14 protein-coding genes are annotated in these 14,885 nt (G+C 63.7%); 8 read left to right on the forward strand and 6 right to left on the reverse strand.

Annotated features, from left to right (window positions below):
* Window positions 1-160: 160 nt before the first annotated feature.
* Entirely contained in the window at window positions 161-1,471 is a 1,311-nt protein-coding gene (locus CWB41_RS09490; protein ID WP_115836945.1) for a 3-deoxy-D-manno-octulosonic acid transferase, read from the forward strand.
* 33 nt (window positions 1,472-1,504) lie between these two features.
* On the opposite strand, the gene CWB41_RS09495 is transcribed toward CWB41_RS09490, so the two are convergent.
* From CWB41_RS09495 to xseA, 3 genes are all read right to left on the reverse strand, one after another.
* Window positions 1,505-1,726: a DUF2093 domain-containing protein gene (locus CWB41_RS09495; protein WP_115836944.1), complete on the reverse strand. Its 222-nt coding sequence runs from the start codon at window positions 1,724-1,726 to the stop codon at window positions 1,505-1,507.
* Between the two features lie 93 nt (window positions 1,727-1,819).
* Complete coding sequence (locus tag CWB41_RS09500; protein ID WP_245411297.1) at window positions 1,820-2,563, reverse strand: metallophosphoesterase family protein; 744 nt, start codon at window positions 2,561-2,563, stop codon at window positions 1,820-1,822.
* Window positions 2,560-4,350: an exodeoxyribonuclease VII large subunit gene (gene xseA, locus CWB41_RS09505; protein ID WP_115837124.1), complete on the reverse strand. Its 1,791-nt coding sequence runs from the start codon at window positions 4,348-4,350 to the stop codon at window positions 2,560-2,562. Before xseA ends, CWB41_RS09500 begins: the two co-directional genes overlap by 4 nt.
* A 131-nt stretch (window positions 4,351-4,481) precedes the next feature.
* On the opposite strand from xseA, the gene CWB41_RS09510 reads away from it, so the two are divergent.
* From CWB41_RS09510 to CWB41_RS09520, 3 genes are read left to right on the forward strand one after another with little or no spacing between them, the layout of a single operon-like run.
* A complete protein-coding gene (locus tag CWB41_RS09510; protein ID WP_115836943.1) occupies window positions 4,482-5,123 on the forward strand; it encodes a YoaK family protein in 642 nt (213 codons plus the stop codon).
* Between the two features lie 21 nt (window positions 5,124-5,144).
* Complete coding sequence (locus CWB41_RS09515; RefSeq protein WP_115836942.1) at window positions 5,145-6,929, forward strand: cation:proton antiporter domain-containing protein; 1,785 nt, start codon at window positions 5,145-5,147, stop codon at window positions 6,927-6,929.
* Window positions 6,930-6,965: 36 nt separating this feature from the next.
* The gene (locus CWB41_RS09520; protein WP_115836941.1) at window positions 6,966-7,883 is read left to right on the forward strand and encodes a TIGR01459 family HAD-type hydrolase; all 918 of its coding nucleotides are present in this window, start codon (window positions 6,966-6,968) and stop codon (window positions 7,881-7,883) included.
* Window positions 7,884-7,887: 4 nt separating this feature from the next.
* On the opposite strand, the gene CWB41_RS09525 is transcribed toward CWB41_RS09520, so the two are convergent.
* Window positions 7,888-8,283: a response regulator gene (locus CWB41_RS09525; RefSeq protein WP_115836940.1), complete on the reverse strand. Its 396-nt coding sequence runs from the start codon at window positions 8,281-8,283 to the stop codon at window positions 7,888-7,890.
* A 279-nt stretch (window positions 8,284-8,562) separates the two neighbouring features.
* On the opposite strand from CWB41_RS09525, the gene CWB41_RS09530 reads away from it, so the two are divergent.
* On the forward strand, window positions 8,563-9,534 hold the full coding sequence (locus CWB41_RS09530; RefSeq protein WP_115837123.1) for a bifunctional riboflavin kinase/FAD synthetase: 972 nt from the start codon (window positions 8,563-8,565) through the stop codon (window positions 9,532-9,534).
* 4 nt (window positions 9,535-9,538) lie between these two features.
* Here CWB41_RS09530 and murI read toward each other — a convergent pair whose 3' ends face one another.
* Window positions 9,539-10,372 (reverse strand): glutamate racemase, encoded by an 834-nt coding sequence (murI, locus tag CWB41_RS09535; RefSeq protein WP_115836939.1) that lies wholly within the window; start codon window positions 10,370-10,372, stop codon window positions 9,539-9,541.
* 192 nt (window positions 10,373-10,564) lie between these two features.
* Here murI and CWB41_RS09540 point away from each other — a divergent pair, with 192 nt between their 5' ends.
* Entirely contained in the window at window positions 10,565-12,034 is a 1,470-nt protein-coding gene (locus CWB41_RS09540) for an MFS transporter (RefSeq protein ID WP_115836938.1), read from the forward strand.
* Here CWB41_RS09540 and CWB41_RS09545 read toward each other — a convergent pair.
* Window positions 12,007-12,834, reverse strand: a complete 828-nt coding sequence (locus CWB41_RS09545) for an RNA methyltransferase (protein WP_115836937.1) — start codon at window positions 12,832-12,834, stop codon at window positions 12,007-12,009. The genes CWB41_RS09540 and CWB41_RS09545 overlap by 28 nt on opposite strands.
* Window positions 12,835-12,977: 143 nt before the next feature.
* Here CWB41_RS09545 and CWB41_RS09550 point away from each other — a divergent pair, with 143 nt between their 5' ends.
* Window positions 12,978-14,204, forward strand: coding sequence for an NADP-dependent isocitrate dehydrogenase (locus CWB41_RS09550; protein WP_115836936.1), 1,227 nt, complete (start codon window positions 12,978-12,980; stop codon window positions 14,202-14,204).
* A 181-nt stretch (window positions 14,205-14,385) separates the two neighbouring features.
* The gene (gene dksA / locus CWB41_RS09555; RefSeq protein ID WP_115837122.1) at window positions 14,386-14,751 is read left to right on the forward strand and encodes an RNA polymerase-binding protein DksA; all 366 of its coding nucleotides are present in this window, start codon (window positions 14,386-14,388) and stop codon (window positions 14,749-14,751) included.
* Window positions 14,752-14,885 lie beyond the last annotated feature (134 nt).

Consider the following 14,885-nt stretch of genomic DNA (forward strand, 5'->3'; position numbering starts at 1 on the left):
TGAACAAATTGTACGCCAAAGCCCGTCGCGACCGGCTTTGGCCAAACTTCCTTCAAATGCGTTCCGTACAACCTTCAGGCGCTTGATTGCGCCGCCGTCTGGTTATTGACTATTTTCGGCTGGCCTCGTCGCTTGTGCCCCTCCCACAGCGTCTCATAACTTGCTCAAAGCCCTTCCCATTCTGCCCATTTATCAGGCTGCCAGCGCGGCCCTCGCGCCGCTCAGCCCGGTCGTACTCTACGTGCGGCGCAAATGGCGGCGCGACGAACCGGACCGCGATGGCGAGAGGCTCGGCCGCCCGACCCAGCCGCGGCCCGAGGGACCTCTGGCCTGGCTGCATGGCGCTAGCGTCGGCGAGAGTCTGGCGCTTCTGCCGTTGGTCGAGCGGCTCTCCGCGCGTGGCTTCACGATCCTGGTTTCGACCGGAACAAGCTCGGCCGCGGCGGTGATCGCGCCGCGGTTGCCGGCCGGCGCGCTGCATCAGTTCCTGCCGCTGGACGTGCCGCAATTCCTGACCCGCTTTCTCGCCTATTGGCGGCCAAATCTGGCGCTCATCGCCGAATCCGAGATCTGGCCCAATCTGTTTCTCGCCGTCAGGCGCCACAACATTCCGCTCCTTCTCGTCAATGCGCGGATATCGGAAGCCTCGTTTCAGCGCTGGCGCTGGCTTCCCGGCTTCATCGGGACGCTGCTTGGCGCGGTCGATCTGTGCCTGGCGCAGAGCGAGGTGGATGCGGAGCGCTTCGCCTTGCTTGGGGCGCGCCATGTCAAAATCGCCGGCAATCTCAAATACGACGTCAGCGCGCCGCCGGCGGATCGTCAGGCGTTGGCCGCGCTCGCGGTGCGGATCGGGGCGCGGCCGGTTTGGGTTGCCGCCTCGACCCATCGCGGCGAGGAGGAAATTATTCTCGCCGCGCATCAGATCGCGGCGCAATCCGTACCCGGTCTGCTGACCATCATCGTGCCGCGTCACGCCAAGCGTGGCGGCGAAATCGCCGGCCTCGCCCATGCGCGCGGCCTGGCGGTCGCGCAGCGCTCGACGGAGGTTTCTGAAAACGGGGCCTTGCCGGAAATCTACGTCGCCGACACGACCGGCGAGCTCGGCTTGTTTTATCGCGTCGCGGGCATCGCCTTCCTGGGCAAATCGCTGCTGCCGGCGACGAACGGCGGCCAAAACCCGGTCGAGCCGGCCAAGCTCGGCTGCGCGATCCTGCATGGGCCGCATGTTGCGAATTTTGGCGAAGTCTATCAGGTGCTCGACGAGGCGCGGGGCGCCGTCACCGTTGCCGATGCGGACACGATGGCCCGCGTCGTCGCCATTCTGCTCGCTGATGCCGGCAAATCGCGCTTGATGGCACGTGCGGCCAGCGAGACGGTCAAGGAACTCGGAGGCGCCTGCGAGCGGATCATGAGCGCGATCGAGCCGCATCTTGCTCAGCTTTCTTTCGAAAGCCGGCAATGGCAGCATTAACGCAGAGCACGCGGCAGACGCTTCTCGCCGAAGCTATTTGCCGAGCTTGATGCCCATGCGCTGCAATTTGGCTTGATAGCTGGCGTAAGGCTCCTGCAGATCGACATTCCAATAGCGCAGGTCTTCCAGCGGGATCGGGACACCGGTCGCGGCGCAGCGCACAAAAGCTCCGGGCCTTAAGACGCGAATATCGCCGTCGAGATATTCGATTTCGGCTTCGCCGGCGGAAAGGGGTTGGCGTTCGTAGCGGTTCATTCTCGGATGCGGTTTCGCAAGGACACTCAAGCGATAATAGGCTAGCCGTACCGGAATTTCCACCCGAACCGAGACCTGGCGCGTAAAAACGCGCTACCGGCCGGTGAAAAGCCGCTTCGCGAGGGTTTCCGGCAGACCGGCGGCGCGGATTTTCCGTGCGGCCGCAGGGATGTCGTAGGGGATGCGCCGGAAAATCAGCCGAGAGGCGGCTGTGTCATAGAGCGCGTAGGCGGCGGCCGGGTTGTTGTCGCGCGGCTGGCCGACCGCGCCCAGAACGGCGAGCCATTTGCGCGACCCATCGATCTTGATCGGAATGTCTGCTTCGGGGGTTTTGGCGCCCGGCGGTCCAAACACGCTCGAACGGTAGAGTTGCTGGCGATGGACATGGCCGCAGAACGTGAGGCGCTTCGGCGTGGCGCGCATCGAAGACTGCGCGCCAAAGGCGCCGGTAACATAGATCCAGCGCGCCGGAGCTGACGCATCGGCATGGACGAAGAGAATATCATTCAGTTCGGCAGTCAGCGGTAGATTCGCGAGAAAAGTCCGCTGCTCTTTGTCGAGATTTTCGCGTGTCCAGTCGATCGCGGCGCGTGCGTCGTCATTCATTTCGTATCCGCCATCCATGATCGCAGCATCATGGTTGCCACGGACGAGGATCGCGCCGTCGCTTTGCCTTCGCATGGCGAGATCGACGACATAGGCCGGGTCGGCGCCATAGCCGACAAGGTCGCCGAGAAAGACGAATTGTGTCGCCCCTCGAGCCTTCGCATCCGCCAGACAGGCGTCGAGCGCCTCGCGATTCCCGTGGACGTCCGCCAGGAGCGCCAGCAGGCTCAAAACAGCGAGCCTTGCGTCGGCTTGGCACGGGCGCGCACGGCCTTGGCCGGGGCGGCTTTCGTCGCCTCGCCCGCGGTCGCGCTGCGATGACCGTCGGCGAATTCGATGTCGAGCCGGGCGCCGTCCGCGACATCGGCGGCGCGGTGCAAGGGCATTCCGTCGGCGTCGCGGACCAGAGCGAAGCCGCGCGCGAGCACTTGCCGGTAACCGAGCGTGCCGAGAAGTTGGGTCTGGGCCGCCAGCCTTTGGCCGCGCCGCTCCAGCCCGGAGGCGGCGGCGCGGCGCAAACGCGCATCCAATCCCGTGAGCCGCTGGCGTGCCGTCGTAACCTTCTGGGCTTCAAGCCGCGCCCGTCCCGCCAGCGCCGTGCCGAGGCGCAAATGCGCCTGGACAAAATGCTGCCGGCGCTCTCCAACAAACGCGACAAGTGCCTGATGAAGTCGATCCGCTTGCGACTCGATCACCTGACCCTGCCGCTCCAGCCCGGCGGCGGCGGCGCGGCGCAAACGCGCATCCAATCCCGTGAGGCGCTGGCGTGCCGTCGTGACCTTCTGGGCTTCAAGCCGCGCCCGTCCCGCCAGCGCCGTACCGAGGCGCAAATGCGCCTGAGTAAGCCGCTGGCGACCGCGCTCGGCCGTTTGGGCGGCCGCGCGACGCAGACGATGCTCGAGAGCATCGAGCTTTTGCGCAGCGCGGCCCATTTTCGCTTGCGGCGATTGGCTGGTGAGCCTGTGCGCGAGGCGCGCCAGAGCGATATGCCGCCGGTCGATTACGCCGGCCATGACATTGGCGAGCCGCGTGCTCGTCTGGTCAAAGTCCTGACGCGGAATCGCGAGGAGGGCGTCGCCGCGCGGCAGGGCGCGGGCGAGGGCGCGCCAGTCGGCGCGGCGTTGGGCGAGAAAGCGCAAGGCCGCGTTACCCTGCCGGCGCGAGAGATCGGCGAGTGCGGTCAGCAATTCGCTGCGCACCGGCACGGCCTTTTCGGCGGCGCCCGTCGGCGTCGGGGCGCGCAGGTCGGCGGCGTGATCGAGCAGCGTCCAGTCGGTTTCGTGGCCGATGGCGGAGATCAGCGGGATGAGGCTGGCCGCGGCCGCCCGCACGACGATCTCTTCGTTGAAGCTCCAGAGGTCTTCGAGCGAGCCGCCGCCGCGCGCGACGATGAGGACATCCGGGCGCGGCTCGGGCATAGCGTTAAAACCGGTAATCGCGGCGGCGACTTCGGCGGCGCTGGTCTCGCCCTGCACGCGCACCGGCCAGACGAGGACATTGCGCGGAAAGCGGTCGGCGATGCGGTGGAGAATGTCGCGAATCACCGCGCCGGTCGGCGACGTGACGACGCCGATCATCGCCGGCAAAAATGGAATGATCTGCTTGCGCGCTTCGTCGAAGAGGCCCTCGGCCGCGAGCTTGCGGCGGCGCTCTTCGAGCAGCGCCATGAGCGCGCCGAGTCCTGCGGGCTCGAGACTTTCGACGACGATCTGATAGGACGATTTGCCGGGATAAGTCGTCACCTTGCCCGAGGCGATGACTTCGAGCCCTTCCTCCGGCTTCACCTTCAGCCGCGCCAGCGTGCCCTTCCAGATCACGGCATCGATCCGTGCCGTCTCGTCCTTCAGGCTGAAATAGGCATGGCCGGACGAATGCGGCCCGCGATAATTCGAAATCTCGCCGCGCAGGCGCACGAAGCCGAAGCTTTCCTCGATCGTGCGTTTCAACGCCCCGGCAAGTTCGCCGACGGTGAATTCGGGCGCGTTGGTGATCGGCTTGTTTGTGGTCGGCTTGGCCATTGCGCAAAGATGGCGGCTCCGGGCGCGAAAGAAAAGGGTGTTCGCCCCGCGTCTCCGCAGCAAGGCGCTGGTAACCTTGACGTTCCGCGCCCGCTGCTTCATGCCCGGCAGGTAAAACGAGGGCCGCGGCCATGCAAAACTCGATCCGTCTTTGCAGCGGCGTTCTGCTCGCCTTTGTCGCCGGCTATATCGATACAGCGACCTTTCTGGGCGTTTCGGAACTCTTCTCGGCCCATATCACCGGCAACTTCGTCGTTTTCGCCATCGCGCTCGTGCATGGCGTGCGTGGGGTCGATTGGCTCAAATTGATCGCATTGCCGGTATTTTTCATCGGCGTGCCGCTGGCGACTTTTCTCTACGACCGCACCGCGGCGCGCATCGGCACGGTTCTCATCTGCGAGCTGGTTTTGCTCGGCGGCGTCGGCCTGCTCGCGCTTTTCCCGCAGGTGCAGCCGCATATCGCGTGGCTGGCGATGGCGCTGGTGCTCGCGATGGCCTTCCAGAATGCCGCCCACCAACTGGATGCCACGCTCGGCCCGACAAGCGCCGTGATGACGACCAATTCGGCCAAACTTTTTGTCGCTTTGTGGCGCAAGGTGCTGGCGGCGCCCGAGGACGTGCCGATGGTCAAGGCCGACGGAATCGGCGCGCGGATCATCTTTTTCGCGGGCGGCTGCGCGGTTTCGGCGTTCGCCACGCATCGTTTCGGCCTGGCCTCGGTTCTTCTGCCTGCGGCATTGGTGGGGCTAGTCGCGGCGGCGCGCAGGCAATAGGCAAACGGACGAGGATTTTGCATGACGTCTTCGCCCGATCATTACAAAAGTATTCTGCTGTTTCTTGGCACGGCCGCCGTCGTTGCGCCGCTGTTCCGGCGGCTGAAGGTCAGCCCGATCTTCGGCTTTCTCGTCGCCGGCTTCTGCTTCGGGCCTTACGGCCTCGGCGCGCTCGTCACCAGCGGCGCCGCCCCCGCATGGCTCTCGCGCATCACGCTCGATAATCTCGACGAGATCACGCCGCTTGCCGATTTCGGCGTCGCCTTTCTTCTGTTCATGATCGGGCTCGAATTGAGCTTCGAGCGTCTCCTGCACCTGCGCCGCCTCGTCTTCGGCTTCGGTGCGGCGCAGGTGTTCAGCTCGGCGCTGGTGCTCGGCGGCCTTGCGCTGGCGCTGCATCATTCGCCGGCTTCGGCACTCATTCTCGGCCTCGCCCTGGCGATGTCGTCGACAGCGATCGTCATTCCCGTGCTCGCCGACCGCAAGCGCCTTGGCACGACGACGGGCCGGACGATCTTTTCGGTGCTGCTGTTTCAGGACCTGATGGTCGCGCCGCTGTTGTTCCTGGTGACCATCCTCGGCGCCCACCACGATCGGTTCGACGCGGTGCTGCTCTACACCGTCTTGCCAGCGTGCCTCGGCATCGGCGCGGTGGCGCTCATCGGCCGTCTGGTCCTGCGGCCCTTGTTTCACCTCGTTGCCGCGGCCGGCTTGCCCGAATCCTTCATGGCCGCCTGTCTTTTTGTCGTCATCGGCACCAGCGTCGTTTCCGCCGTCAGCGGGCTGTCGATGGGGCTCGGCGCGCTGATCGCCGGTCTGCTCCTCGCCGAGACCGAATATCGCCGCCAGATCGAGGTAACGATCGAGCCGTTCCAGGGGCTGTTGCTCGGCCTGTTCTTTCTCTCTGTCGGCGCCGGCCTCGATCTTTCGCTCATCTTCTCCTCGCCGCTGCGCACCCTCGGCCTCGCTGCCGGATTCATCGCGATCAAGGCAATTGCGACCTATGCCGCAGGGCGCCTGTTCCGTTTCAGCCCGGCCGTGACGCTCGAAACGGCATTGATGCTTGCGCCGGGCGGCGAATTCGCGCTGGTCGTGATTGCGAGCGCGATCGCCAGCCGTGCCCTGGGCGCGCAGATCGGCGGCGACGCCCTCGTCGCGGTGACGCTCTCAATGTTCGTTGTGCCCTTGATGGGAATTCTCGTCAGCCGGCTGCCGCGGCCAAAAGCAGAGACGGACGCCGAACTGGCTCAGCTTCCGTCCCCGCAGGAAGAGGGCGCCGCGAGCAAGGCGATTATCGTCGGCTACGGCCGCGTCGGCCAATTGGTCGGCGAAATGTTGAAAGCGCACGCGATCGATTTCATCGCGATCGAGACCGGCGCCACCCTCGTCAAGCAATTGCGTCAGCAGGGGCTGGAAATCTATTGGGGCGATGCGAGCCGGCCCGAGTTTCTCGCGCGCTGCGGCATTGCCAACGCACGCGCCCTGATCGTAACGGTCGGCGGCTCGCAGGCCTCCGAGGAGATCGTCGCGGCGGCGCGGCCGCTCAATGCGGATTTGACGATCGTCGCGCGCGCTCGGGATGCGGAGCATGCGCGCACGCTTTACGAACTTGGTGTGACCGACGCGGTTCCCGAGACGGTCGAGGCCAGTCTGCAATTGTCGGAGGCTGCGCTTGTGGATCTGGGCATCCCGATGGGCCTCGTCATCGCCTCGATCCACGCCAAGCGTGACGAATATCGCAAGGCGCTGCAGCTCGCCGACGGCAAAGCGAGACGCGAATTTCGCGCGCCGCGCCATCGTCGATGATTATATGTCCGTCATTTGCAAGTGAGAATTCTTTCGATGCCCCCCCATCCTTCGCTTGAAACGATCCGTCCGCCGCGCTTCATCGGCGGCCTGCGCGAGCTTGCCGACGATTACGACGTGATCCTCTGCGATGTCTGGGGCGTCGTTCACAATGGCGTTATCCAATATGAAAAAGCTACCGACGCCTTGCGGCGATTCCGCGAAAAGGGCGGCAGCGTCGTCCTCATCACCAACGCACCGCGTCCGCGCTGGCGCGTCGTCGCGATGCTCGATAGATTGAAAGTGTCACATGACACCTACGACGGCGCCGTCAGTTCCGGTGACGTGACGGTTTCATTGATTCGCGAGCGCGGCGACCTGCCGCTCGCCTATATCGGCCCTCAAGGCGATATGGAGATATTCAGCGAGGCGGAGACGCAGCTCGGCCACAAGCTCAAATTCGTCGGCATCGAACAGGCTGCCTATGTCGTCTGCGTCGGCCTCGAAGCGGCGGAGCGCGAAACCCCGGCCGATTATGAGACGCGGCTGCGGCTGCTGCGTCGCCATGACGCCGAATTCATCTGCGCCAACCCGGACATCGTCGTCGAGCATGGCGACCGGCTCGTCTATTGCGCCGGGGCTTTGGCCGAAGCCTACGAGGCGCTGGGCGGGCGCGTTGTCCAGGCGGGCAAGCCGCATGCGGAGATTTATCGCCGGGCGCTGGCGCTTGCCGCGAGCGCCCGGGGCGCGGCGACCGACTCCAGCCGGGTTTTGGCCATCGGCGATTCGGCGCATACCGACATCAAGGGCGCGCAGGCGCAGGGCCTGGCGACGCTGTTCGTGACCAGTGGCATCCACCGGGCGGAGCTGCATGAGGAGGCCGGTAACGGCCCGCTCAACGCCGCGGCATTTCACCAGTTTGTCGAGAATCTCGGCTTCAAGCCGACCGCGGTGGCCACCGAATTGGCCTGGTAAGGCGCTAGGCGACCGCAGCGGTGGTAAAGATCGAATCGATTTTGGCTTTCAGCGTCGTGGCGTTGAAAGGCTTGACGATATAATGGTTGACGCCTGCCTTGCGGGCGGCAATCACGTTCTCGGTTTTGGATTCCGCCGTGACCATGATGAAGGGGACCTCAGTGAGATCCTTGTGTTCGCGGACCTTCTGGAGGAGCTGGAAGCCGGTCATTGGCTCCATATTCCAGTCCGAGATGATCAGCCCGTAGGACTTTTGCTGAATCTTTTCCAACGCTTCGGCGCCGCTCGACGCCTCGTCGATGTTGGTGAAGCCAATCTGCGTCAGCAGATTGCGAATAATTCTGACCATCGTCATGTAATCGTCCACGACGAGGATCGGGAGTGAGGGTTCAATAATCATTAAGTCCTCCGGCCGGACGCGACGGTCGGTTAAAAATAAGCTATCGCGCAGTGCCCGGAGAAAAGCCTCCGTTGGCCCCACGCAATTAAACGTAGCGGCACTTGCAATTCCGTTAATTTAAAACGCCGGAAACGCGATCAGGGCGCGCAACGCCTCACGACAAAAAGCAAAACAAATTTTTGCCTCATTGCGGCGGCTTGTTCCCCGCGCTTGACGCGCGCGGCGGCGCGCGGCAGGGTCGCGCCCGTTCGGCGGCAGGCGCCGCCTCTTGCGGTTCCTATGGTTCAATCCCTCGCTGCGCCTTCCTCGCCTCGTTTCGTCGTTGCCGTCGATCCCGAGGTGCCGCCGCCAGGCTTCGAGGGCGCGGTCGCCGCCATCGGCAATTTTGACGGCGTCCACCGCGGCCATGTCGCGGTGCTCAAGCGCGCCGAGGCCGTCGCCCGCCAGCTCGGCCGACCCTGCATCGTGCTCACTTTCGAGCCGCATCCGGCGGATTTCTTCTTTAGAACGGATACGATCTTTCGGCTCACCCCGCAGGAGACCAAGGCGGTCGCGCTGGCGCGGGCGGGCGTTGAGGGGATGATCGTGCTGACGTTCGACGCCGCGCTCGCCGCGATGCCGGCGGAGGATTTCGTCCGCGAGATTCTTGTCCGGCGGCTGAAGATCGGCGGTGTCGTCGCCGGTTATGATTTTCACTTTGGCAAGGGCCGGCTGGGAACGCCTGCCTTTCTGGCCGAAGCCGGGCAGCGCTATGGTTTCGCGGTCGAGATTGTCGAGCGGATCGCCGCCGATTCCAGCGGCTCGATCGTGCCGGCGTCCTCGACCGAGACGCGCAAGGCGCTTGAAGCTGGCGATGTCGAGCGCGCGCAGACCTTGCTCGGCCATCCCTATTTCGTCATCGCCGAAGTCATTCACGGCGAGAAGCGCGGCCGTGATCTCGGGTTTCCCACCGCCAATCTGCGGCTGCATCACTCGGTGCGGCTGCGGCACGGCATCTACGCCGTGCGCGTGCGGATCGGCGAGACCTGGTACGGCGGTGTTGCCAGCTTCGGCACGCGCCCGACATTCGACAATGGCGCGCCGCTGCTCGAAGTCTATATCTTCGATTTCTCCGGCGATCTTTACGGCAAGATGATCGAAGTCGCCTTCGTGCATTTCCTGCGCGACGAATTGAAATTCGAGTCTGTCGAGGCGCTCGTCGCGCAGATCAACGACGATGCGGCGAAAGCCCGCGCGTTGCTGGCAGATTAAGCCGTCACACGCTTTGCATCGGGATTGGATTTTCCGCAATCTCGACGATGCCGCGCTCGGCCAGGGCAGCGGCGAGCGCGGGGCTCGGTGCTGCGCCGCTGGTGAAGAGCGCGGTATGGCCGGCGGCGGCCTGCGCCGCGGGTGCCCGGCCGAGGTCCTCGCGCAAGACATGGTCGAGCCGCCGGGCGATGGCCTCGGCCGGATCGATCCAGACGACGGGCCAGGGCGCGAGCCGCTCGAATTGCGCCAGCAGCAGCGGATAATGCGTGCAGGCCAGCACGATGCAATCGGTTCGCAATCCGTCTTTTTCGACAAAACTCGGCGCGATTTCATCTGTGAGCGAAACGTCGGAAACCGGTTCGCCTTTCATGAAGGCTTCGGCGAGGCTGGCGAGCTTGGTCGAGCCGACGAGCGTCACATCGCAATGGGCGGCATAGGTGCGCACGAGATCGTGCGTATAGTCGCGCGCGACGGTGCCCGGCGTTGCCAGAATGGAAATCAGCTTCGAGGCCGATCGCGTCGCCGCCGGCTTGATCGCAGGCACGGTGCCGATGAAGGGCAGGCCGGGATAGGCGGCGCGCAGATGCGGCAGCACCAGGGTCGAGGCAGTGTTGCAGGCGATGACGATGGCATCGGGCGCATAATCGCCGACGAGCCGCGCCACGACCGTGCCGACGCGCTTTATTAGGTCCGGTTCGCTGAGCCGGCCATAGGGAAAGCCCGCGTCGTCGGCAACATAGAGGCATTGCGCATCCGGCCGCTGGCGCATCACTTCCGTAAGGACGGTGAGGCCACCCAGCCCGGAATCAAAGACGACAACATGCGGCGGTTTCGGCATAAGGGCTTGGACGGGGCCTTGGATTGAACTGCGTTGAATTGCCCACTCGGGCTGCGGCGATCCTTAGCGCGTTCCGGCGCCAAGATCGACCCATTTCACCTCTCGGCCGAAGCAGGAAAGTCACAGTTCGCAAAGGCTCGCGGCCCAATTGAGGCTTTTTCCTGCGGTGCGCGTTTAGCACGGGGAGAATCCATGCAGGAAAAAGCCTCGCAAGAAGCAGCTACGCATGACGAGCCGATCATCGCGACGCGCGTTCCCGCGCGACTCGATCGGCTGCCGTTCGGCCGTTTCCACATGCGCGTCATTATCGCACTCGGTATCACCTGGATTTTGGATGGGCTCGAGGTGACGCTCACGGGCTCGCTCGCCGGCGCGCTCAGAGCGAGTCCGGTGCTGCACTTCTCCGACCGGGATATCGGTCTTGTTTCGGGTTTCTACCTCGCCGGTGCGGTGGTTGGCGCGCTCGTCTTCGGCTGGCTGACGGATCGGTTCGGCCGCAAAAAGCTCTTTTTCATCACGCTTGGGCTCTATGCCGCGGCGACGGCGGCGACGGCCTTCAGCTTCGGCCTCGTGAGCTTCTGCCTGTTTCATTTTCTGACTGGCGCGGGAATCGGCGGCGAATACAGCGCGATCAATTCGACCATCCAGGAATTCACTCCGGCGCGGCTGCGCGGGCGCATCGATATGGCGATCAACGGTTCGTTCTGGATCGGCGGCGCGATGGGCGCAGGTGCTTCCATTTTGCTATTGAACCCGTTGTATTTCGCCCCGGATTTCGGCTGGCGGTTGGCCTTTTTCATCGGCGCGGTGCTGGCGCTCGGCATCCTCGCTTTGCGGAGGTTCATCCCCGAAAGCCCGCGCTGGCTTGTCATCCACGGGCAGGAGAAAAAAGCCGAGGCGATCGTCGACGCGATTGAAGCGGAGTTCGCAACGCGCGGCATCGCGCTCAGCGCGCCGGAAACGCTGAAGCCGCTGCGCATCAAGCCGCGCCACGCCACGCATCTGAGCGAAGTCTTCCGTGCATTGTTCGTGACATTCCGCCAGCGCACCCTCGTCGGCCTTACGCTGATGGCGGCGCAGAGCTTTTTCTATAACGCTATCTTCTTCACGTATGCTCTGGTGCTGATGACTTTTTATCATGTGTCGCAGCAGAGTGTCGGGCTTTACATCTTCCCCTTCGCAGCCGGCAATTTCCTGGGGCCTTTGCTGCTCGGGCCGCTTTTCGACAAGATCGGGCGCAAGCCGATGGTCGCCGCGACCTATGTCATCGCCGGCGCGCTGCTCGCCCTGTCGGCGGCTCTGTTTGCCGCCGGGGTACTGGATGCGCGAACGCAGACGATTGCCTGGATGATCGTTTTCTTCTTCGCCTCCGCCGCGGCGAGCGCCGCCTATCTGACGGTGAGCGAGATTTTCCCCGTCGAGATCCGGGCTCTGGCCATTGCCACTTTTTATGCCGTGGGCACGGGCGTCGGCGGTATCGCCGCGCCGGTCCTTTTCGGCGCGCTGATCGAAACGGAAAAGCGGGGCCTCGTGCTGATCGGCTATCTTATCGGTGCCGCGCTGATGATCGGGGCAGGGGTGGTACAAGCCTTCTTCGGCGTCGCCGCCGAAGGCAAGTCGCTCGAATCCGTGGCTCAGCCCTTATCGTCGGACGGCGGTTGAGGTTTTCTCCGGGTCTTCCCCGCGCGCGGTCCTTCAACGAGCCGCACGACCATGCCGCGCAAGCTGCTGACATCCTGCTCGGACAAGTTCATGCGGTGAAATATGTTGCGCAGATTGTTCTGCATCACCGGCCGCTTCGCCAGCGGACGGAAGAAGCCGACGCGCTCCAGTTCGCCTTCAAGATAGGCGAAAAAGGAGAGAATCATCTCGCGCGGCGCCCCGGGCGAACGCTCCGGCGGCTGAAACGGCGGTGCGCTGCCGTGCGCCGCCTTCATCCATTCGTAGCCGACGAGAAGCACGGCCTGAGCGAGATTGAGCGAGGCATAGGCCGGATTGACCGGAAAGCTGATGATCTTGTCGGCCAGCGCGATTTCCTCATTGTCGAGGCCGGTGCGCTCCGGGCCGAAGAGAATCCCGAGCTTTTCGCCCGCCAAGACGCGCGCCGCCGCCTCGCTCATCGCGGCATCGGGCGCCAGCACGGGCTTCAACTGGCCACGCTCCCGCGCCGTCGTCGCATAAACGGCGTTGAGATCGGCGACCGCCTCTTCGAGGCTCGAAAAAAGCTTCGCTGCTTCGAGCAGATGCACAGCGCCCGCGGCGGCGGCATAGGCGCCCTTGCGCAGCGCGCCGGTGCGCGGCCAGCCCTCGCGCGGATTGACGAGACGCAGGTCGCTCAAGCCGAAATTCGCCATGGCCCGCGCGCACATGCCAATATTCACGGCGAGCTGCGGCCGCACCAGAATCACGGCAGGGCCGCCAGTGAGGCTCGGAATGGTATGATTTGTGCCAGCGCCAGTCATCGCTCTACAGGCGAAGTTTCATCTCGAGAGCCGAAATTTCCGCAGGCCGAAATCGGCGCAAAGTCCATGTCTGCACCGCTTTTCGACCCCAGATGCCGGTGCTATAGGGGCGTCAGCCCCTACGCAATACTGAAGGTTTTGCCATGAACAAGATCAAGGTCGCAAATCCCGTCGTTGAGCTCGATGGAGACGAGATGACCCGGATCATCTGGCATCTCATCCGCGACAAGCTGATCCATCCCTATCTCGACATCCGGCTCGATTATTTCGATCTCTCGATGGAGAACCGCGACGCGACCAACGATCAGGTCACGGTCGATGCCGCCAATGCGATCAAGAAATATGGCGTCGGCGTCAAATGCGCGACGATCACGCCGGACGAGGCGCGCGTCAAAGAATTCAATTTGAAGGAAATGTGGAAGTCGCCAAACGGCACGATCCGCAACATCCTGGGCGGCGTCATTTTCCGCGAGCCGATCATTTGCAAGAACGTCCCGCGCCTCGTGCCCGGCTGGACGGCGCCGATCGTCGTCGGCCGCCACGCCTTCGGCGATCAGTACCGCGCCACCGATTTCAAAGTGCCCGGCAAGGGCCGGCTCACCGTCAAATTCGAGGGCGACGACGGTACCGTCATCGAGAAGGAAGTGTTCAACTTCCCCAGCTCCGGCGTCGCGATGGCGATGTACAATCTTGACGATTCGATCCGCGATTTCGCGCGCGCCTCGCTGAACTATGGTCTGTTGCGCAAGTTCCCGGTCTATCTTTCGACCAAGAACACGATTCTCAAGGCGTACGACGGCCGCTTCAAGGACATTTTTCAGGAAGTCTACGAGAACGAGTTCAGGCCGCAATATCAGGCGGCCCGGCTCACCTACGAGCATCGGCTCATCGACGACATGGTCGCCTCGGCGCTCAAATGGTCGGGCGGCTATGTCTGGGCCTGCAAAAACTACGATGGTGACGTGCAGTCGGACACGGTGGCGCAGGGCTTCGGCTCGCTCGGCCTGATGACGTCGGTGCTGTTGACGCCGGACGGGCAGACGGTCGAGGCCGAAGCGGCGCACGGCACCGTGACGCGGCACTATCGCGAACATCAGAGGGGCCGCGAGACCTCGACCAATTCGATCGCCTCGATTTTCGCTTGGACGCGCGCGCTGAGCCATCGGGCCAAGCTCGACGACGACGCGGACCTCGCCCGTTTCGCCGCCACTTTAGAAAGGGTCTGCGTTGATACGGTCGAATCCGGGTTCATGACCAAGGATCTGGCGCTGCTCGTCGGCGCCGACCAGAAATGGCTCTCGACCACGGGTTTCCTCGATAAGATCAGCGAGAATCTGCACAAAGCGCTCGAAACGCCGGCGGCGGCGTGATAGCCGTCTCGCCAGCCCCGCAGCTTCGCCGTTGAAAACGGGGAATGAATATAACGAGCTTATTGTCTCGCACGGCGTATCTCGTTATAAGGCCATCGATTTCGTTTGAGGTGCGGAGATTCTGGACGTGCCGAGTGATGCAATCGATATCGATTACCGGCCCTCGGAAGACGAGCCTTTCATGAATGAGAGGCAGCGCGAATATTTTCGCCGCAAATTGCTCGCCTGGAAGGAAGACATATTGCGGGAAAGCCGCGAGACTCTCGTCGTCCTGCAGAATGATAACGAGAATCTTCCCGATCTCGCCGATCGCGCCTCTTCCGAGACGGACCGTTCCATCGAACTTCGCGCCCGCGACCGGCAGCGCAAGCTGATCTCCAAGATCGATGCGGCGCTCGGGCGTATCGAGGATGGAAGCTACGGTTATTGCGAGGAGACAGGCGAGCCGATCTCGCTCAAGCGCCTCGATGCGCGGCCTATCGCGACCTTCTCGATCGAGGCGCAGGAACGCCACGAGCGCCGCGAAAAGGTCTATCGCGACGGCTGATTCGTCACGCCGCCTTGGGGCCCGGTTTCCGACGACACGTGGTCAGGCCGAATGGCGCGCCCCTGCCGTTTGGCGCAATTGCATCCTATATATCACCCGGTCTAGCCTAGCCGGCGGGATGGCCTCGGCCGCGC

Source organism: Methylovirgula ligni (genome assembly GCF_004135935.1).
GTDB lineage: Bacteria > Pseudomonadota > Alphaproteobacteria > Rhizobiales > Beijerinckiaceae > Methylovirgula > Methylovirgula ligni.